Origin of the sequence: Trichocoleus desertorum ATA4-8-CV12, assembly GCA_019358975.1 — a bacterium.
In the GTDB taxonomy this organism is placed as follows: domain Bacteria; phylum Cyanobacteriota; class Cyanobacteriia; order FACHB-46; family FACHB-46; genus Trichocoleus; species Trichocoleus desertorum_A.
Genome location: JAHHIL010000015.1, coordinates 39,538 through 57,317, shown reverse-complemented (window position 1 = coordinate 57,317; position 17,780 = coordinate 39,538). Strand labels below are relative to the sequence as shown.

Sequence of the window (17,780 nt, the reverse complement as noted above, 5' to 3'; positions counted from 1 at the left end):
CGAAATGCCAATGAGAAATTGAGTTTCTGGTAATCAGGTTTTTGTTAATCCTTAATTTGCAAAACCCTTATTTGTAGACCAAGTGGCGATCGCGTCCCGCCATCTGCCTGATATAGAGCTTTGTCAGCCGCAGCAATCAAAAAAGTGGGAGCCATATCAGACTGCGGTACCAAACATGCTGCTTCTGTATTAGGTAACAGGATGGCAAACTCCTCACCCCCATAACGAGCCGCTAGATCGGCAGGCCGCTTGGCAGTTTGACGCAACACATCAGCTTGAGCGTAATGCGATCCCTCAAAGAGCGTGACTAGATGACTGCGCAATATTAATAGTCAAGCAAATTCAAGGTTTCTATCCCTAAAGTTTTAGCTCATGTCGGGGTGAATTGGACAACGCGATCGCCCTTTTAGGCTCGCCCCAGATTCCAGTAGCTCAGAAATCGAAATAGAGGCATTACTGAAATTGATACTAATGGCAGTCAGCAGCTCAGTAAATCCACCAAATCCTGCTTCTGGGTGAATCTGCTGGAGGAAGTTACAAAGTGGTAGCTAAATTTACGATAGATACCACAGGGAATACATAGCTACCAGCTTCGTTGAGGAATCATTGATGGCATACATTTCGGATACCAACAGTAAGAACTATTTAGTTAATGAGCATAGCGTTCTAGGCAGCGACTCCAGTCATGATGCCAGGTATGTTTCTCTAGATTCCTAGCCTCCCTTTCTACTCTCTCTACAAACATTTTCCAAGCAATCTACATTTTGCATTCAGATGGCATCTGGCCTCTATGCTCCAAAGATACCAGAGCCAAAGTGAGGCTTCTTACTGCGCGATCGCAGGCAGTTGGAATTGCTTTGCCGACAAGATTCAACACTCACAAATTTCAAGGACATCTAACATGGCTTACATTCCTGGCAACGAGCAGAACAACTATTTGGATGATTTCGGAAATAAGGATTCTTTTGATATTTTGGATGGCCAAGGCGGAGATGATGAAATATATGGAGCTGGTGACAACCTTCTTCTCGGCGGTACAGGTAGCGATTTTCTATATGCCTACGAAGGTTTTAATATCGTGAATGGAGGTGAGGGAAATGACACTATAGAAGCTTCTGACGGCGGTGGTTTCCTGTTTGGTGGCGCAGGTAATGACTCTATTGTGTCTTATAATTTAGGGCCATCAGATGGGAGCACCTTTGTCTTCAATGGTGGAAATGGAGATGATTTCCTATATGGTGGCGGTGGCACAGGTAATAATATTTTCATTGTTGATAGCCTTGGTGATTCTATTCGATCGGAAGACTTTGGTGGTGATATTCCAGTCAGTGTAGATTCTGTGCGATCGAGTGTCTCTTGGACTTTGGGTCCTAACTTAGAAAACTTGACTCTCACAGGTCATCAAAACACGAATGGCACAGGGAATGCCCTCGATAACATCATCATTGGCAATCGCGGCAGCAATATCCTCTCTGGAGGAGCAGGGAATGACACCCTCATTGCTGAGTCTACCTCTGAAGGTATTCTCACCCTCGCTCAGCAAGCTCGTTTCACTGGAGCACCTGATGGAGACATCCTCACTCAGCTGTTTGATGAATCTTTTTATCTAGAGCAGAACTCAGATGTGTCAGCGGCTGTAGCTCTGGGCGTATTTCGCAATGGCTTTGACCATTTTACTCAACACGGTCTCTATGAGGGCCGTAATCCCAGCGAACTCTACGATGAAGCCCTCTATTTAGCGGAGAACCCAGATGTCGCTGCTGCGGTTGATCAGGGTGTCTTTAGCAGTGGTCTCGTTCACTTTGTAAACCACGGTCTGTATGAAGGTCGAGTCGCTAGTCACTCCTTTGATGAAGTAGTTTATCTGGGCGAGAACCCAGATGTGGCTGTGGCTGTGGCTCAGGGCGTCCTTGGCAGCGGCTTGCAACATTTCCTGAGTCATGGACAATTTGAAGGCCGTAGTGATGACTTGCTGTTCAACGAGAGATACTACCTTTCTACCAACTCGGATGTCGCGGCAGCAGTAGCTCAAGGAGTCTTTGCCAGCGGATTTAATCACTTCACTCAGCACGGTCACCAAGAGGGCCGCAACCCTAGCACTTTCTATAGTGAAAGCTACTATCTCGGAAGCAACTCAGATGTCGCAGCAGCAGTGACTCAGGGAGTTTTCACCAGTGGGTTTGCTCACTACATGCAGTATGGCAAATCAGAAGGTAGAGTAGGCGCACTTGGTGGCGCAGACCAACTCTTAGGTGGTGATGGTGATGACTTGTTATTCGGTGGCAGTAGAGGCAGCACCATGACGGGAGGAGCAGGCCGAGACCAGTTCTGGATTAACGAGTCCGTCATTCCTGGCACGCCTCATGTGATTACAGATTTCCAGATTGGCACCGACTCGATTGTGACTTCTGGTAGCAGCATTAGTGTAGCAATTCCTCAAGGGGCAGATATTCTGTTCCAGACTAGTTCTGCTCAAACTGTCGCCATTGTGAAAAACGTAGACCTCGCTCAATTTAGTTCTAAGCTCCAGAGTTGGGTGATGTCTGCCTAACCAGATAATGATATTTAGGCAATAAAACTTCCACAAGCGATCGCTCTTGTTTCCAATTGCTAAGGCGATCGCTTGTGACCGTCCAAGTTCGATACCATAAATGGTAGGCCAAAATCCAATCAGGAGAAGGCTATGGCATATACCATCCGTCGCATCGACTACTTCTATACCAGCGTTGCTGACCAACCTGGAGAAGCTTATAAATTGCTCGCAATTCTAGCCAGTTTGGGCATCAATCTCCTCGCCTTTAATGCTCTGCCCATCGGACCCACGCACACTCAACTGACGATTTTTCCAGAGGATACAGGCAAGTTGGTGAGTGAGGCGCAAAAGGCTGGTCTAGTTATAGATGGACCGCATCCAGCCCTATTTGTTCAGGGAGATGACAAGCTGGGTGCCTTTGCTGAAGTGCATATGCAGCTCTACGAAGCCAACGTCAATGTCTACGCTTCTAGTGGCATAGCAAACAGTGGCAGCAGCTTTGGCTATGTCATCTACGTCCGACCAGAGGACTATAGTAAGGCAGTAGCAGCGCTAGGCCTATAACTTGAGCCGCGATCGCTGTTTCTCAGGGAGCTTCATTTTGGTAATCCTGCTTTGTTTAGTTCATCTTGTAATGCTGGCAATCTGACATATTCCGAGCGGATCTTTCTGAGATACACTTGCCACTCATCTTGAGCGTTCGTTGCTGCAAAGAGAGGTTGTATCCGCTTCAGATATTGAGCTGCTGTTTGGTAAGTGGGTCGGCTGCGTCCGGCGATCGCTTGTCCCACTAACTGTTGATACAGCGCGATCGCAGCTTCAGGTTTTGTCTGCTCGGTAGCCTGTGCCACTTTTGCCTTGTAGTTGCCACTAGGATATTTAGACACCAATTCTAAAGCTCGTTCAATGTCTTGTTCATACAGCGAAATTTCTATCAACATTGGCCATTGTTTTTGCTGCTCAAAACTCTTCGAGATGTCTTTACGTAAAGGTTCCCAGGTCGCTTGCGCCTGTTTCGCTAACTCTTGCAGTTTTTTGTAGCGCTCTAATGACGGAGAGACTTGAAAAAGCTGTCGGTAAGATTCTAGAGCCGTTTGTGGATCGCTGTATGTCTCATGATATGTAGCCAACCAATCTTGATAGCTCCAATGAGCCTTCTGCGGATTTTGTTTACTCACAAACTGACACGCTTGCTGATGTGCGCCTGCTTGCACAAGAGCATCTGCCAGCTGGATCACCAACCCTGGTTAAATGTGTGAAGTTCTCCTCAGCCAAGGCGATCGCTTCGGTAAACTTTCCTTCCTCAATCAAAACGAAAGCCCGTTGTTCAGCACTACCTAATTCATGAATGATCGCATTAGCGGTTTGGTTGTCTCCGTCTTGGCTGTGCTGTGCGGCTAACAGTTTAACCAGTGAATCTTTAGCCCAGCGATCGCGAGGTCCAAGCTGGCTGATTTCTTCACGAATCCGCTGCTCTAGCCAAACCCAGTCGGCCTCGGTGGCCCAGCTTAGTACTGCATCAATAGCACCCGCAGCAAAGTCAATGCCACCCAGTTCTAAATCTTTCAAATAAGCTTCTAAACAAGTGGTCAGCCAACTTTTTCGGATGGCAGCATCTAGATTTTGAGCGGCTGCCAAGCAATTGTCTAAGCCTTCGGCAATCTCTTGAATAACAACCCCAACCTCACCGTCATAGTCAATATCTTGCACCTCGTAGTCGTAGTGGTTGGTTGATTCTTCAAGCAACATTTGGTAGAGCATGCCAGCATTCAACCAATCTCCTTGCTGGAATAACTGATCTGCGGCTTGTTCGAGATCTGCCAAATCTTCGGCGATCGCCCCGCTCGAAACTCTGTGCGGTTGCAAGCTGCTTAATTTGTGCTTCACTCAGGCGAGGTAGAGTTGATGTGGTAGACATGGGGGCAATCTCTCACGGTATAACCCTCTGTACTAACAGCTTAAATCCTAGGCATGTATAGATACCGTTAAAAAAGATCAAAAACTGCGTCTAAAAGTCGGCCTACAGTCGCGATCGCTAGCAGCTAACTCTGAAAGATTGCATTTTCGAGCAGGAGAGGATAATGAAACAGTTTGGTAAGCAGTCACCTCGCCATAAATTCTTCCTAAATCCTTACAAGGATGCGCGGTTTACTTCCTGCCCCAAATGTACGGCTAAAACCAAGCTGCGGAAGTTCCCTCGGGAGCATGTCACTTTTGCAAGCCGATGAGCCCATTGAGGTAAGCGCAGCGATGAGCTAGCACCTGCGGAACATTCTCACTCCTCCACTGGGCTCCTGAGATCTGAATGCGACGGTCAATCTGTTTGATGGCAGACTCAACCGCACCCGAACCAATGGAACAAAGCCCTTCCGCCTGGAAATAATCGTAATTGACAAGGCGATGACGATGTTTGCGTAAATACTGACAGAAATTCTGGGCCTGTTTCTTCTGACAGGGCTCAAACAGGATCACGGTCTCATCCACTTTCCCCGTCCACAGTAGGGCTTCGGCTTGGTGGAGACGCTTGAGCGAACCACCGACCTTGTAGAGATTCTCCTTGAGATGATACCAATCGAGGATCTCTCGACGCTGCGCTGCGATCGCGATTTGACTAATGATGTTCCAAACTCCATCATGTCCATCGCCTAAACAACTCAACGGATTCTCCAAAGCTTGAGCATTGACCCAAGCAATCAGTTAGCGTTGTTTTGAAAGTTGGCAACGAGTCCTTGTGCCGTGGCAATGGCTTTGTAATCTCGCCATTGACATGGCTCTCCCAGCGGCGTTCTCAGGCGTACCTTGCCACCATCCACACTCAGTTCTGCAATCGGTGGCTGTGCCGTTGGCACCTCAAAGCTCTGCTGATGCACCAAGCGCTGCTGAGTTTTGGCAGGAATGCGAATCCCCGTCAAATAAGCCACATCCTGTTCTGCCTGCTTATAGGACACGTTGGCACTTATGCGTAGGCAGCAGTTCTCCAGATGCGGACTCAACTGACGATAGGGAGCAACTGCCAGTTTCTCGGCTTGCTTTGAGGTGATGTCTAACTCTCCCAAGGTGCTTTTGAGTCTTCTGAGTTTGCCTGCTTGCGTTCCTGTAACCGTTTGGATAAAAAACTCCCTAATTCTGGACTGACATGAGCTTGGATCTGCTGCCGCACCGTCATCTCAATCCCTTCTAGCGTTTTCATTGCAGCCGGGTCGCTTTCGTCATATAGGATTTGAGCAATGGCTTGGAGGTGAACTTTGAGCGCCTGTGCTTGTTCAGGAGTCATGGCTTTGTACTAGAGGGAGGCTACTCTAATCCTCACTCATATCATCTTTATTGACCAGTCATGCAGTTGGCTTAAGCATTCCTACTCATCGCAAACCTGACATGCTCCCGTTCCCTCTCTTTGTGTTTTTGGAACCCATGCAACCGCTCGTACTCAATAAGACCTGTCGTTATTGCCCCTCCTGCGATCTGATTATTCTCCATCAAGATGAGTTGGAGGAGCTATTGGCCGCAATGTGTATGCAACTACGCAAACCGGATTTAATTGGCAATGATTACCTCGTAATTGGGACAGTCGATCGCGCCGCTTGGAAAAAAGGACAACAATCACCAGGCACCAGCATTGAGGCCATGCGATCGAGCATTTACGATTTCAAAAAAGTCTTGGAGTTTGAAGTTCAACCTTATGGATGGGTAAAAGACTAAACATAAAGCGATTGCCCCTCCTCAGTTTCGGTCATGTGCGATCGCCCTATTTTAGATACACATTCCTGGCTAAGCTACGATGTGAAATAACGTGAGAATCAAGCGATCGCTTATGAGCGTCACCATCGCCAAGTGGACAATTGATAAGTACCACCACATGATCGCAGCGGGTATCTTGGAGCATCGGCGGGTGGAATTGCTGAAGGGAGAAATTGTTGAAATGGCACCGGAGGGAGAAACTCATGCTTATTTCAGCAGTGAACCAGGAGACTATCTCAGTCGGTTACTTGGCGATCGCGCTCTCATTCGCTCAGCCAAACCAATTAGATAGAGGCAGCGAGTAAACAATAGTTATATAGTGATGTATCTATTTAGACCTGACTCTACTCAGTTTCGATCAAAACGGTCACGGCTGCGATCGCGACAAACATGTCGTCATTCTTATCATTGAGCTGGGGAATCGCACGACCTTGCACCACCATGCCACCCGACTCAACCTTGAGGCTCTTGCGGCCAAAGGGCAGTACTGACAGCACCTCTGCTTCTCGCACTTGTTCTGGATAGGGAACCGCTACCTGCACTTCTACAATCATGTCATTAGGATCGCTCAGCCCTGCAACCTCCCACACTCCGGGTAAGGCATTGTGAGCGATCGCATTACGTACCGCTCTCGCAGCGGCAACGGTTGGTTCTTGCCCATGCTGATCGACTCCCATGCCCATTTCAATGACTAATCGTTTACGAGTCATGCTGGCTGCCTTAAAAACTCCAAATTTTCCCTAACAGCTTATAGCGATTCTGGCAGCAGGAGCTAGGAGTCGGGAGCCAGAGTATAAGGGTGCTTTTATCTGAGCGAAGCCTAATCAGGCTCATGCGGTCTTTCCGTAGATGTCTTCCTCTAAAAGGGTGAAAACAGGAAAAAGCTTTAGCGAAAATTTATAAAAGAGATAAATTGTTGCAACTTCGTAAAGCTCAAGCAAATTTTTTTACTTATACGATTGTCAACTATTCAATCTGTAGGATTTACTAAATCGAGACTTTGCTAAAGCTTTATTTCCGTAGAAATACTTAAACAAGCTACAAAAAGCAATAGTTGGGTAGCGGTACAGCTACCAGGAATAGGGTGCTCTAGAAATAGTGTTGAGAAGTTGGTGTTTAGAATATTGCCGTTGATTCTTGGGGGATGTAGCGCTTCTAAACAGATAACGGTAGGACGCTGACAGTTGAGTGACTGTGGCTCGGAGATCTAGCGATTCAACTGATTGTGTCTAGCGTAAACCAACAGTCGTTTTTCTGATGGGTATCATGTCGCACCTGAAGCCTAATAGTAGTTTTGATCACGTAACTCTGAATGCTCTGAAACAAAATCCTGCTCTTTCTCGTTTGATATTTACCGCTCAACCCAGGAATGAGGAGGAGATGGCAACGATTATTGAGCCTATTCTGCAAGCTCCTCAACGTTGTAGCGTTACCCCGTTGTACATTCAGGCGATCGCGACTGAGGAAACCACCATTTTGGCGACAAATCTTGGTTCTGCCCAAGACCTTCAGGTGACTGAAAAAGCTGCTAATTGGTTGGTTGGGCGCAATGCTACCTGTGCCATTACAGTGGCCCATCGCTCGATCTCCCGTTGCCATGCCGTGATTGGTTACTATCCCAGCCGTGACTTTTATATTGCAGATGTGGGTAGTAGTAATGGCACTTGGGTTAATGGCCGTCGTTTAAACCGTCTAGAGCGCCACCTGTTGCAAGATGGTGACTTAATTAAGTTAGGCTCTCTATGTGTAGAGTTTTTTGCGTCTACAGGCGATCGCCTAAGTCCTGAGGTCAACGAAGCAACTGCTACCCATCATTAAGAATTCAGATTAAGCTTTGACTAGCGAACCAGGTCTGTCTGCTTTTCTTGAGATACGTTTCCAACTCCATCCCACCCTCCTTTTCTTGCAGATAGGAGGGTTTTTTATGATGTAGAGCCTAAACCTAGGAAGATTTAGGAAACGGCGGGTTGTGCTTCTCGATCGAGCAGTTGCTGAAACTGGATCGTGTCTTGGCGTGGATCGGCGTAGGTGACTTTGACTTCCATGCGATCGCCAGGTGACACGGCTTTTGTGAGCCGTATTGCCAATTCCAGACCTAAGTCCTCTAGCAAGATTAGCGCCAAGTTTTCGTGCTCTCGCAGCCAACGCAACACCAAAGCTTGCCATACCTCGTGAGTATGACGTCGCAGGTATTCCAGCCCCCAATAGCGGTTGGTTTGGCGCTCTACCGAAGTTGCTTCTTGAGCCACCGCACTCACGCTCATCAATAACTCTTTCATTTCTTCCGCTGGGAAGGGTAGCGGGGTGCCTCGTAGATGAGCCTTGATCTGGAAATGCGCCAGCAAATCTGTATAGCGCCGAATGGGTGAAGTGACTTGGGTATAAGTGTCTAAGCCCAGACTAGCGTGTCGCGCTGGGGTAATGCTCATTTCACTGCGAGGCATACAGCGACGAATTGCACAGGAGCGCACTGGGCCAGCAGGCAGCTGCAATAACTCTTCTTCGGGTGGTAGCTCTGGTTGAGTTTGGTTGCGGAAGGGAATTGCCAAGTTGTGCGCTTGACCGTAGCGGGCCGCCACTTCCCCAGCCAAAATCATCATTTCAGCCACCAGTTGCCGCGACTGAGACACTTCTAGAACTTCAATTGTGATCTCGTCATTGTGAACCTTGATTGAACACTCGGGCATGTTGATGCTGATGGCACCTTGAGAGTGTCGCCAAGTCTGCCGACGTTTTGCCCAGATCGCGATCGCTTGGAGTTCGGGTTCAGCTAGAATCCCCAACTCCAGCATCTCATCCACATCTTCGTAGGTGAGGCGATAAGTGGGCTTAATTAGGCTGGTCTGAATTTGGTAGTCTGCGATCGCCCCTGATTCATCTAAAATCACTCCAAAACTCAAGGCGTAACAGATTTTTCCCTGAATCAAGCTCATGGGGCCTGTTGCCAGTTCTGGCGGAAACATCGGGATGATGCCAGTTGGTAGATAAATCGTGGTACTGCGTCGGCGTGCTTCTAGATCTAAGTCGTCTCCAGGCACAATCCAGCGCGTCGGATCAGCAATGTGAATCCAGAGCTTCTGACGGCCATCTTCTAGGTATTCCAAGCTGACGCCATCGTCAATTTCACGCGTACTCTCATCGTCGATGGTGTAGACCTTCAGACCCGTTAAATCAAGCCGCCCCTCAACATCGAGATCGGGGGGTGGAGATTCCAAGCATTGTTTTGCGAGTTCCAGCACTTTGGTAGAAAATTGAGTGGGGATTTGACTGCGGCGTACAAACAGATTCTCGTGGACGCTCCACAACCCTAAATCCACCAAGAGTTGAAAACCCGCTTGAGGAGTTTCAGGTCTGCCCAAAGCAGCCAAGGTTTCGAGAGCTGGCGTCCGGTGAGAAGCCTCCTCTCCTAAGGTAGCAAACCGTTCTATGGCTTCGAGACGACTGCGATCGCTGTTCTGCCATTCTACGGTTTGATTCGCTAGACCTTGATGCATCCGAGCCAAAAATTCTTGCCATTCTCGCTGCTTTTGATCCGCCACTGTTAGCTGATGCTTTAACTCCGCTACCTGAGTGGCTGAGCGAGGCTCGTAATGGTCTCCCTTCTGTTTAAAGTAAAGCTTGTCTTCTGAGAGTAAGTAATAAGCCGCGTAGCACAGAGGTGGGCTTTGGTCTGAGAACAGCAGCAAAGCCATGCCAGCGGGATCAACATTCTCACTGTCTTCCACCAGCAGCTCCCAAGCCACCTCTAGACTGGAGGGATCAAGATAGTTTTCGACTTCCTTCAGAAATTGAGGAATCTCGGCTGGCTTGTAACTCTGGCCTACGACAGTGTAGGTGATTTGCCGAGGATGAAGGGTGTGCGACTGGCCACGTTCATCCACTACAATCCAGTGTTTTTTACCCTCTGGACGCTCTAGAACTGCCAGCCGACGATCGCTATGCAGTCGAAATTCAACGAGAGTTCCCTTCTCCACCAGCTTTTGCTAACCCTAGTGTGGCTTTTGCGGTTTACTGATCAGCTAACGATAAGAAAACCCCTCCGAGGGGAGAGGTAATTCTAACCTTCTTGGTTGACGAAGGGCAGCAAGGCAATCAGGCGAGCCCGCTTAATGGCGACGGTGAGATCGCGCTGTTGCTTGGCAGTCAAGCCTGTAATCCGACGAGGCAGAATTTTGCCACGCTCGGTGATGAACTTCCGAAGCAGGTCAACATCTTTGTAATCGATGGGGTCTTCGGGCTTGATGGGAGAAACGCGACGGCGGAAGTAAGTCATAGCAGTAGTTTAAGAGTCGAAAATCTTCAGAAAAACAGTCGGTCAATTGCCATTCGTAGCCAAGCGACTACTCAGCCCTAGAATTCAGAAAAGTTAGCTTTTCAGGATTGTTAGGACCGCAATCTATTTAATTTCTTTATGAGACGTGTGCTTGTTGCAGTGGGTGCAGAACTTGTTGAGTTCTAACCGGGCAGTGGTGTTGCGACGGTTCTTGGTGGTGGTGTACCGAGAGACTCCCGCTGAGCGCTTTGCAGCATTTGTGCGGCACTCAGTGCACTCTAGCGTGATGATGATACGGACGCCCTTAGCCATAATTCCAGCAGCTCAAAAATGCGAATTAGACACAATCTCCTATTTTTTCACACGACGGCTCACTTCGGCAAGTAAACGCTTTAGTTTTAAATCTAAAGAGTAACCTCGGCTACTTTGAACCACACTGGTACTTGCCAAGCGATCGTGTAGCGCTTGTTGGTTTAAGGAGTCCGCGATCGCCAATCCCAAATCTAAGGCTAAAGGCACCACTAGTAAAACAATCCACCCCTCACGAATCATCCGCCAGCTACTCAGCCCGATCGCTAAAAACAGCGCACTGAATGCTAAATAGCCTTCTCGCTTCAGGAGTGCCAGTAGATCGGCTGAGCGCAGCAGTCTGGAATCGACCACCTTGAGATCAAAAATCCAGCGTCCTAAACTCTGTCCCTGGTTGCGATAAGACCAAAAGACCCGAATTCCCAACCAAACAATTAGGAACAAGAGCGATCGCAATAATTGCACCATTGCCCCGCTACCCAACACCAGCGAGCCCATAAACCAAGCACAGAAAAAGTCAATGCCGAAAGCAGAGGCACGCCGCCAAATAGGGGCTCTAGGAAGGCGAGTCGCCCCAATGTCACTGCGCATATATTGTGGACGTTTTAGAGTGAAGCATGAATGGGGATGGCGTTTGGATTTGATTGAATCCGGATTTGTGAGCGGCGTGAGGAATGAGCAAGCCTAGGTATTTGAAGCGAATTATTCTGCTGACTGCTAACGAACGATAAACTGGCAAACAAGTTCCAAAAATTTCGGATCATGCTGCCCGTTAAGCAAGCAGAAGCGCTAATTCTCGATTTGGTCAGTCCGTTATCGACTCACAATCCTCATCAGACCACAGAAGTTTTAGATTTGCTGAGTGCCTCTGGTCGGATTTTGGCTGCCCCTGTTACCAGTGCGCTTGATTTTCCCCATTGGGACAACTCAGCGATGGATGGCTATGCCGTTCGCTTTGCTGATGTGCGCTCGTGCAGTGCCGAGCAACCCGTGACACTAGAGATTGTGGAGGAAATTCCCGCCGGATATCAACCGCAGAAACTCGTACAACCCGGTCAAGCTGCTCGCATTCTCACCGGAGCCATGATGCCAGCGGGAGCCGATACCGTCGTCATGCAGGAGCGAACCCAGCGTCAAGGCGATCGCGTCACCATCCTAGAAGCTCCAGAATTTCAGGCATTTGTGCGGCAGCGAGCAGCCTTTTATCAAGCGGGGACTCCTCTACTGCAACCCGGTATTTCTCTGAATGCCCCTGAAATTGCGGTGCTGGCAGCGGCTCAATGCGCTCAAGTCACGGTTTATCGTCAGCTTCGGGTAGCAATTTTATCCACAGGTAGCGAATTGGTAGCCCCAGACCAACCTCTGCAACCTGGGCAAATTGTGGACTCTAACCAGTACGCTCTAGCAGCCCTTGTGAAGCAAATGGGAGCGGAGCCAGTACTGTTGGGAGTCGTCCCAGATGAACCAGAAGCCTTGAAGCAAGCGATCGCTCAAGCCATTGCCACTGTGGATGTCGTGCTTTCCTCCGGTGGCGTTTCTGTGGGGGACTACGACTACGTCGATGAAATTTTAGCCGCACTCGGAGCCGAAATTCACATCCGAGCCGTAGCCGTGAAGCCAGGAAAGCCTCTGACAGTTGCCACTGCCATCTCTGAGTCAGCCCAGCCGCGTTCTGTGTTGTACTTTGGCTTACCCGGAAACCCCGTCTCCGCCCTAGTGACCTTCTGGCGTTTCGTCCAACCTGCGCTCCGCAAACTCTCCGGGTTAGCGTCAGGCTGGGAACCCACATTCATTAAAGCCCGCACCCACCAGAATCTGCGCTCCGATGGCAAACGCGAGAGCTATCTCTGGGGCCATCTGCAACTCGTAAACGGCGAGTACGAATTTCGCCTTGCCGGAGGCAGCCATAGCTCTGGCAACTTGATCAACCTAGCCCAAACCAATAGCTTAGCCGTCTTACCCGTCGGCCAAACCGCGATCGCCGCAGGCGCAGAAGTACTCGTAATGCAAGTCGATTGAACCAAAAATCAATTCACTTCGAGCAATCACTTCGAGCAATCACTTCGAGCTTCATACAATTAAACTCGTCTGGAGGAGGTCTGGAGGACGCAGCCGTCCTTCAGCGGGAGTTTGAGGGCAGGTGCCCTCAAGGCTCGGATTCGCCAAAGAGCATCAAACCTACTAGTAGAGATGCGATCGCCCCAGAGACCTGCGCCTGCACCCAGTACTATAAATAACTAGCCCTTGCTTCAGAAAACCCTGCAACCTTTTCAGTAGTCCCTTCTCTATGGTTTCTCCCAACGTGAACCCCAACTCCTCAAAACCCAGCCCCCGATCACAAGTTGGCGTTGCAGTCATTGGTACGGGTTTCGGGCAGAAAGTTCACATACCAGGGTTGCAAGCCCACGATCGCACGCAAGTCGTGGCAGTGTATCACCGGGATTTAGCTCAAGCTCAAGCGATCGCCGCAGCCCACCAGATTCCCTATGCTTGCAGCAGTGTCGAAGAAATTGCCGCCTTGCCAGAAGTCCAAGCAGTCAGCATTTCCACCCCGCCCTTTCTGCACTACGACATGGCTAAAACTGTGTTGCAAGCAGGCAAACACATCTTGCTAGAAAAGCCGACGACCCTCTCCGCCACAGAAGCCAAAGACTTATATCGTCTAGCCGCAAAGAAACAAGCGATCGCGGCCCTCGATTTTGAGTTTCGTTGTGTCCCTGCCTGGCAACACTTAGCTGAACTATTAGCAGAAGGTTACGTGGGTGAGACTCGCCTGATCAAAATCGATTGGCTGGTTTCCAGTCGAGCCGATGCTACTCGTCCTTGGAACTGGTACGCCCAGCGGGAAAAGGGAGGCGGTGCCTTAGGTGCGATCGGCTCCCATGCCTTTGACTACATCGCTTGGCTGTTCAGCCCCATCCAACGCTTGTCTGCTCGACTCAGCACCTCCATCCCGGCGCGTCCTGATCCGAGTACCGGAGAACACAAAACCGTCGATGCTGATGACACTTGCATGCTGATGCTAGAACTAGCCAACGGTGTGCCTTGCCAAGTTTGCCTCAGCTCTGTCACTTATCAAGGTCGTGGGCACTGGCTAGAAGTGTATGGCGATCGCGGCACTTTAGTCTTGGGCAGCAACAACCAAAAAGACTACGTGCATGGATTTCAGCTTTGGGCCAGTCAAGGCGGACAACCCCTGAGCTTAGTAGAAATTCCCAAACGCCTAGAGTTTCCTAAAACTTACCTAGATGGTCGCATTGCCCCATTTATGGGTGTGGTCGATCGCTGGGTGCAAGGCATAGACCGAGGAAACGCGATCGCACCTTCCTTGCGCGAAGGAGTTTACTCACAATTATTGATGGATTTAACCCACCAATCTCACAGCGCCGGAACTTGGGTAGAAGTGCCAGAGCTGGAAGAATTTTTGGCGGGTTGAGCGCAGGTTGGTTTAGGAAAGCTGGTAGCGCATCCCTGGTGCTTGAGACACTAAACCCAACAACTCCAACTGCAATAGCGCACTGGAGACTGCTGCGGCTGCTAGTCCTACCTGCTGCACAATGACATCAAACGTTGTAGGCTCAGCCGTCAATGCTTGCAAAACGGTTCGTAGCTCTGGCGCTAAATCTGGGATTAAAGCATGGCTGGGATTGCTAGAAGCAGCTTGAGAGTTTTGAGGTGCTGGTTCTACCACTTGCAATCGGGGCATTGTCCCTAGCATTTCTAGCAGATGAATTTCGCTCAGAATCGCTTGGGCTCCTACACTCAGCAATTTTAAGCAACCCATAGAGCGAGGATTGTCTAGGGAACCAGGCAAAACGTAAACATCTCGACCATAATCGTTCGCGAGGTGAGCGGTAATTAACGCGCCAGATTTACCGGGTGCTTCCATCACCAAAATGGCTCGACTCAAGCCTGCGATGATGCGGTTGCGCCGGGGGAAATGGCTGCGATCGGGTTGGGTGCCAGCGGGATACTCACTCACTAGCAAGCCCTGCTCGGCAATTTGGTCATAAAGTTTCTGGTTCTTCCAGGGATAGACCATATCCACCCCAGTTCCCAAGACTGCGATCGTATAGCCGCCTACATCCAGGCAACTTTGATGGGCTTCAGTATCAATACCGTAAGCCAAGCCTGAAACCACCGTAAAGCTTTGATGGGCTAAAGAAGAACTGAGTTTACGCGCCCAGCGCCGCCCGTACTCCGAGGGGTCACGGGTGCCCACAATCGCGATCGCGGGTGTCGTAGCTTGTTGCTCCTGCGACTGAACTTGGCCTTTGTAATATAGAACAGGGGGTGGGTCCGGAATTTCTAGTAGCAAGTGAGGATAGCCCGGATCGGCGGGAGTCCAGAAACAAGGGTTTTCCCGCTCATGAGTTTCCAGCAACTGCTCTGGATAAATTTTAGCCCGCGCCGCCACCATCACTTCTAGGGTTTGCGGTCCAATGCCTTCCACCGCCCCCAGCTCATGAGGGCTTGCTTCCCAAGCGGCTTCTAAAGTCTGGAAGTGCTGTTGCAGCCGTTTGAGCAAAATGGGGCCAATACCTGGAATGCGGGACCAAGCTAACCACAATGCGCGTTCTGAGACCAATCATTCACCCTCAAGTCAGCGGATCTCAGTATGCCCCAATTTTGGCTTAATGCTGACTTTGCTGGCTGCCAACCCTCACTATTACTGGCTGGGATGGCGTTTTAGCTTTTCCAGCTCACTAGCCGAGCATATAGGTAAGCAATGACTTCAGAGATCACCGTTCGCACTCCTTCACTCGATCGCCACCAATGCTTTACCTCATAAGCCCGTGGCTCAACGGCGATCGCACCTACAGGTACACTTGGGGCCAATGCTTGCCGAAAAATCAGCCAACTACGACGAGCATGAGTGCCTAAGGTGAAAAGATTTACGCCTGTCACCCGTAACCCCGATGTGGACACCCATTGCTGCAAAGTGACGGCTGAAGTATAGGTGCGGTCTGTTTCGACTTTGGGAGTTGGGACTGCTACCAATTGGTTGGGGTCAAATCCTAGGGCTAGAAAGGTAGCGGCTGTCAGTTCCGCAAAGTTTTTGTACTCAGCTAGATAGTATCCCCTTGATAAAGGCGTACCTGTGGTGATGAGTTTCTCGTATGGGCCACGCTCATATTCCGCGATCGCCTCTTCTATGGCATAGTCTGGCAACCAACCTTCCACAACTAAAATATTGGCTGGAATCGGGGCAGTAACCGCGAGAAAAGGATGGATATTCGCGATCGTGAGGGTGAGCCCTAGCCATAAGCTCCCTAAGATCACACCCCAGCCTAGAATCGTTGGCAACCAAACTTCTCGCCGCTGGATTAAGTAACCTTTGAACTTCATCAAATCAGGCTTGATTAGGACTATTAGGCGAATAGGTCTTCAGATAGGGGGTAGATTACCATCAACTAATTACGCTGGGCATATCAGTTGTTGCTTGAGAGGCTAAGTTCTATGAACTCCGCAGACGATCGCCAGAATTCCAGCCATATGTCAGAGCAGTCGGCCAACCTCAACACTAAGCAGATGGACAGCGGCGTTGATGCCGATTTAGATGATTTACAGATCACCGATGACAACGTTGTTTATAACGAACGTCTCCTCAACAGCCCAGCGGTTATGCCAGAGATGCCAGGGCAGCAAAGAGACGCAGATGCAGAGCGTAAAGAAAAAATTTAACTAGCCAGACTAATTTTCGGCTTTTGCCAACTGCTGCTGATGGAGATAATCAAAGACAGATTTATCTCCGATATCGGGTGGAATGGGCTGGATGGTTTTGCGACAGGCGAACACCAGAAATAACGCAGCCCACACAGCCAACAGGACTTGTTCTCCCTGAGGTGGCAGAATTCCCACCATATGCCCTAGTAGCAGAATCGGTATCAGTGGGGTCAAGACCTTTGTCTCAGTGCGATTAAAGCAAAAGGCTTCTTTGAAAAAGATCCCAGTCAAAGCCGCAAACGTGAAGCCAATGCCCAATAAGCTCAGGGGCTGACTATAAACAAAACTAGCCAGCGGTTCCTCTGCCCGCAAAGCTAATGCGATCGCACTGAGGCTGCCAATGACCCAGAATGCTTGCAAAGCTCGATGCAGCGGCGCTAGATAGATATGAATGGTTAGCAAGCTAACTGCTAATGCCAGCGAAAAGCCAGCATAGAGCGGCGTTAGCCACAACACAACTCCTGGTTCATCGCCAAAGCGCAGCACCAAGGCAGTCCCAAGCGCGAAACAACAAGCCGCCACTGTCAGTCCTGCTCGATAAATCACTACACCCTGGCGATCGCTCTCCGTAATCGTAAATTCCCCAAACTGGCCTTGATAAACGTCTGGTTCCAAATTCACAGTGGTCATATTATCTCCTCCCTGTCACTAAGGCTTTACAGCACAATCGATCAACCCTTTAGAGGGGACTGAGAGTGTGCGTGCCCCAATCCTCTTCAATATAGAGTGGTTGCATCCAAAGGAGAGCAAATGCCAATCATCCACAAACTGATTGAAGTAAGAACCAGTCAGGGCATCAACATCCACAGCATTACTCCGCAAATCGCCGCTCTATTAGCAGAAACCCCGATTCAAAATGGGCAAGTATTATTATTTTCTCGCCACACCACTACGGCTCTAGCTATTAACGAATATGAAGCTAGATTGCTAGAAGACATCAAAACCTATCTCGAAAAATTAGCACCAGTGGGCGATCGCTACTTGCATAATGATTTGCATTTACGACCCAACATTCCGGAAGACGAACCCCTGAATGCGCACTCTCACCTCATGGCCCTGACTCTGAGCACGAGTGAGGTGATTCCAGTGGTAGAGGGGAAGTTGGCTTTGGGCACTTACCAATCAATCCTGTTTTTTGAATTGGATGGTCCCCGCGATCGCACAGTATCCTGTCAAATTTCTGGTGAAGCTTAGAGCTTT

Annotated in this window: 20 protein-coding genes and 1 pseudogene; 9 read left to right on the top strand and 12 right to left on the bottom strand. The window is 49.5% G+C overall.

The genetic code is table 11. From position 1 onward, the window contains the following. Nucleotides 1-44: 44 nt before the first annotated feature. Nucleotides 45-326: a diguanylate cyclase gene (locus tag KME12_13225; GenBank protein MBW4488743.1), complete on the bottom strand. Its 282-nt coding sequence runs from the start codon at nucleotides 324-326 to the stop codon at nucleotides 45-47. A 575-nt stretch (nucleotides 327-901) separates the two neighbouring features. Between KME12_13225 and KME12_13220 the strand changes: the two genes are divergently transcribed. Together KME12_13220 and KME12_13215 are read left to right on the top strand one after the other, a co-directional pair. After that, a complete protein-coding gene (locus tag KME12_13220) occupies nucleotides 902-2,551 on the top strand; it encodes a hypothetical protein (protein ID MBW4488742.1) in 1,650 nt (549 codons plus the stop codon). Between the two features lie 132 nt (nucleotides 2,552-2,683). Further along, nucleotides 2,684-3,097 carry a hypothetical protein gene (locus KME12_13215; GenBank protein MBW4488741.1) on the top strand — a complete coding sequence of 138 codons (414 nt, stop codon included), beginning with the start codon at nucleotides 2,684-2,686 and terminating at the stop codon, nucleotides 3,095-3,097. Nucleotides 3,098-3,129: 32 nt separating this feature from the next. Here KME12_13215 and KME12_13210 read toward each other — a convergent pair whose 3' ends face one another. The 3 genes and pseudogenes from KME12_13210 to KME12_13200 form a co-directional block, all read right to left on the bottom strand. Further along, nucleotides 3,130-3,711, bottom strand: coding sequence for a hypothetical protein (locus tag KME12_13210; GenBank protein MBW4488740.1), 582 nt, complete (start codon nucleotides 3,709-3,711; stop codon nucleotides 3,130-3,132). Further along, nucleotides 3,704-4,420: a hypothetical protein gene (locus tag KME12_13205; protein MBW4488739.1), complete on the bottom strand. Its 717-nt coding sequence runs from the start codon at nucleotides 4,418-4,420 to the stop codon at nucleotides 3,704-3,706. Before KME12_13205 ends, KME12_13210 begins: the two co-directional genes overlap by 8 nt. Before the next feature lie 321 nt (nucleotides 4,421-4,741). Then, nucleotides 4,742-5,807: pseudogene (locus tag KME12_13200) on the bottom strand (ISKra4 family transposase). A 50-nt stretch (nucleotides 5,808-5,857) separates the two neighbouring features. On the opposite strand from KME12_13200, the gene KME12_13195 reads away from it, so the two are divergent. Then, nucleotides 5,858-6,232: a hypothetical protein gene (locus KME12_13195; protein ID MBW4488738.1), complete on the top strand. Its 375-nt coding sequence runs from the start codon at nucleotides 5,858-5,860 to the stop codon at nucleotides 6,230-6,232. Nucleotides 6,233-6,344: 112 nt separating this feature from the next. Then, a complete protein-coding gene (locus KME12_13190; protein ID MBW4488737.1) occupies nucleotides 6,345-6,563 on the top strand; it encodes a hypothetical protein in 219 nt (72 codons plus the stop codon). 52 nt (nucleotides 6,564-6,615) lie between these two features. Here KME12_13190 and KME12_13185 read toward each other — a convergent pair whose 3' ends face one another. Beyond that, entirely contained in the window at nucleotides 6,616-6,981 is a 366-nt protein-coding gene (locus KME12_13185; GenBank protein MBW4488736.1) for a Lin0512 family protein, read from the bottom strand. Nucleotides 6,982-7,651: 670 nt separating this feature from the next. Between KME12_13185 and KME12_13180 the strand changes: the two genes are divergently transcribed. Next, nucleotides 7,652-8,089, top strand: coding sequence for an FHA domain-containing protein (locus KME12_13180; GenBank protein MBW4488735.1), 438 nt, complete (start codon nucleotides 7,652-7,654; stop codon nucleotides 8,087-8,089). 134 nt (nucleotides 8,090-8,223) lie between these two features. Here the strand turns inward: KME12_13180 and KME12_13175 are convergent, their stop codons facing one another. The 4 genes from KME12_13175 to KME12_13160 all read right to left on the bottom strand — a co-directional run bounded on the left by KME12_13175 (nucleotide 8,224) and on the right by KME12_13160 (nucleotide 11,444). After that, the gene (locus KME12_13175) at nucleotides 8,224-10,245 is read right to left on the bottom strand and encodes a ribonuclease R (protein MBW4488734.1); all 2,022 of its coding nucleotides are present in this window, start codon (nucleotides 10,243-10,245) and stop codon (nucleotides 8,224-8,226) included. Nucleotides 10,246-10,328: 83 nt separating this feature from the next. Further along, a complete protein-coding gene (rpsR, locus tag KME12_13170) occupies nucleotides 10,329-10,544 on the bottom strand; it encodes a 30S ribosomal protein S18 (GenBank protein ID MBW4488733.1) in 216 nt (71 codons plus the stop codon). A 123-nt stretch (nucleotides 10,545-10,667) separates the two neighbouring features. Beyond that, nucleotides 10,668-10,856 carry a 50S ribosomal protein L33 gene (rpmG, locus tag KME12_13165; GenBank protein MBW4488732.1) on the bottom strand — a complete coding sequence of 63 codons (189 nt, stop codon included), beginning with the start codon at nucleotides 10,854-10,856 and terminating at the stop codon, nucleotides 10,668-10,670. 39 nt (nucleotides 10,857-10,895) lie between these two features. Beyond that, nucleotides 10,896-11,444 carry an RDD family protein gene (locus KME12_13160; GenBank protein ID MBW4488731.1) on the bottom strand — a complete coding sequence of 183 codons (549 nt, stop codon included), beginning with the start codon at nucleotides 11,442-11,444 and terminating at the stop codon, nucleotides 10,896-10,898. Between the two features lie 171 nt (nucleotides 11,445-11,615). Between KME12_13160 and KME12_13155 the strand changes: the two genes are divergently transcribed. Together KME12_13155 and KME12_13150 are read left to right on the top strand one after the other, a co-directional pair. After that, the gene (locus tag KME12_13155) at nucleotides 11,616-12,872 is read left to right on the top strand and encodes a molybdopterin molybdotransferase MoeA (protein MBW4488730.1); all 1,257 of its coding nucleotides are present in this window, start codon (nucleotides 11,616-11,618) and stop codon (nucleotides 12,870-12,872) included. A gap of 268 nt (nucleotides 12,873-13,140) precedes the next feature. Next, nucleotides 13,141-14,289, top strand: coding sequence for a Gfo/Idh/MocA family oxidoreductase (locus KME12_13150; GenBank protein MBW4488729.1), 1,149 nt, complete (start codon nucleotides 13,141-13,143; stop codon nucleotides 14,287-14,289). Between the two features lie 12 nt (nucleotides 14,290-14,301). On the opposite strand, the gene dprA is transcribed toward KME12_13150, so the two are convergent. Continuing rightward, on the bottom strand, nucleotides 14,302-15,441 hold the full coding sequence (gene dprA / locus KME12_13145; GenBank protein ID MBW4488728.1) for a DNA-processing protein DprA: 1,140 nt from the start codon (nucleotides 15,439-15,441) through the stop codon (nucleotides 14,302-14,304). Between the two features lie 101 nt (nucleotides 15,442-15,542). After that, nucleotides 15,543-16,037 (bottom strand): YdcF family protein, encoded by a 495-nt coding sequence (locus KME12_13140; GenBank protein MBW4488727.1) that lies wholly within the window; start codon nucleotides 16,035-16,037, stop codon nucleotides 15,543-15,545. 276 nt (nucleotides 16,038-16,313) lie between these two features. Here KME12_13140 and KME12_13135 point away from each other — a divergent pair, with 276 nt between their 5' ends. After that, nucleotides 16,314-16,538, top strand: coding sequence for a hypothetical protein (locus KME12_13135; protein MBW4488726.1), 225 nt, complete (start codon nucleotides 16,314-16,316; stop codon nucleotides 16,536-16,538). A gap of 9 nt (nucleotides 16,539-16,547) precedes the next feature. On the opposite strand, the gene KME12_13130 is transcribed toward KME12_13135, so the two are convergent. Continuing rightward, nucleotides 16,548-17,210 carry a DUF2301 domain-containing membrane protein gene (locus KME12_13130; GenBank protein ID MBW4488725.1) on the bottom strand — a complete coding sequence of 221 codons (663 nt, stop codon included), beginning with the start codon at nucleotides 17,208-17,210 and terminating at the stop codon, nucleotides 16,548-16,550. 120 nt (nucleotides 17,211-17,330) lie between these two features. On the opposite strand from KME12_13130, the gene KME12_13125 reads away from it, so the two are divergent. Beyond that, nucleotides 17,331-17,774 (top strand): secondary thiamine-phosphate synthase enzyme YjbQ, encoded by a 444-nt coding sequence (locus KME12_13125; GenBank protein MBW4488724.1) that lies wholly within the window; start codon nucleotides 17,331-17,333, stop codon nucleotides 17,772-17,774. Nucleotides 17,775-17,780: the final 6 nt, after the last annotated feature.

Excerpts from the sequence above, each read along its gene's own strand:
- KME12_13220 (MBW4488742.1), top strand. The coding sequence starts at position 902 with ATGGCTTACATTCCTGGCAACGAGCAGAACAACTATTTGGATGATTTC.
- KME12_13215 (MBW4488741.1), top strand. The coding sequence starts at position 2,684 with ATGGCATATACCATCCGTCGCATCGACTACTTCTATACCAGCGTTGCT.
- KME12_13190 (MBW4488737.1), top strand. The coding sequence starts at position 6,345 with ATGAGCGTCACCATCGCCAAGTGGACAATTGATAAGTACCACCACATG.
- KME12_13185 (MBW4488736.1), bottom strand. The coding sequence starts at position 6,981 with ATGACTCGTAAACGATTAGTCATTGAAATGGGCATGGGAGTCGATCAG.
- KME12_13180 (MBW4488735.1), top strand. The coding sequence starts at position 7,652 with ATGGCAACGATTATTGAGCCTATTCTGCAAGCTCCTCAACGTTGTAGC.
- rpsR (MBW4488733.1), bottom strand. The coding sequence starts at position 10,544 with ATGACTTACTTCCGCCGTCGCGTTTCTCCCATCAAGCCCGAAGACCCC.
- rpmG (MBW4488732.1), bottom strand. The coding sequence starts at position 10,856 with ATGGCTAAGGGCGTCCGTATCATCATCACGCTAGAGTGCACTGAGTGC.
- KME12_13160 (MBW4488731.1), bottom strand. The coding sequence starts at position 11,444 with ATGCGCAGTGACATTGGGGCGACTCGCCTTCCTAGAGCCCCTATTTGG.
- KME12_13155 (MBW4488730.1), top strand. The coding sequence starts at position 11,616 with ATGCTGCCCGTTAAGCAAGCAGAAGCGCTAATTCTCGATTTGGTCAGT.
- KME12_13150 (MBW4488729.1), top strand. The coding sequence starts at position 13,141 with ATGGTTTCTCCCAACGTGAACCCCAACTCCTCAAAACCCAGCCCCCGA.
- KME12_13135 (MBW4488726.1), top strand. The coding sequence starts at position 16,314 with ATGAACTCCGCAGACGATCGCCAGAATTCCAGCCATATGTCAGAGCAG.
- KME12_13130 (MBW4488725.1), bottom strand. The coding sequence starts at position 17,210 with ATGACCACTGTGAATTTGGAACCAGACGTTTATCAAGGCCAGTTTGGG.
- KME12_13125 (MBW4488724.1), top strand. The coding sequence starts at position 17,331 with ATGCCAATCATCCACAAACTGATTGAAGTAAGAACCAGTCAGGGCATC.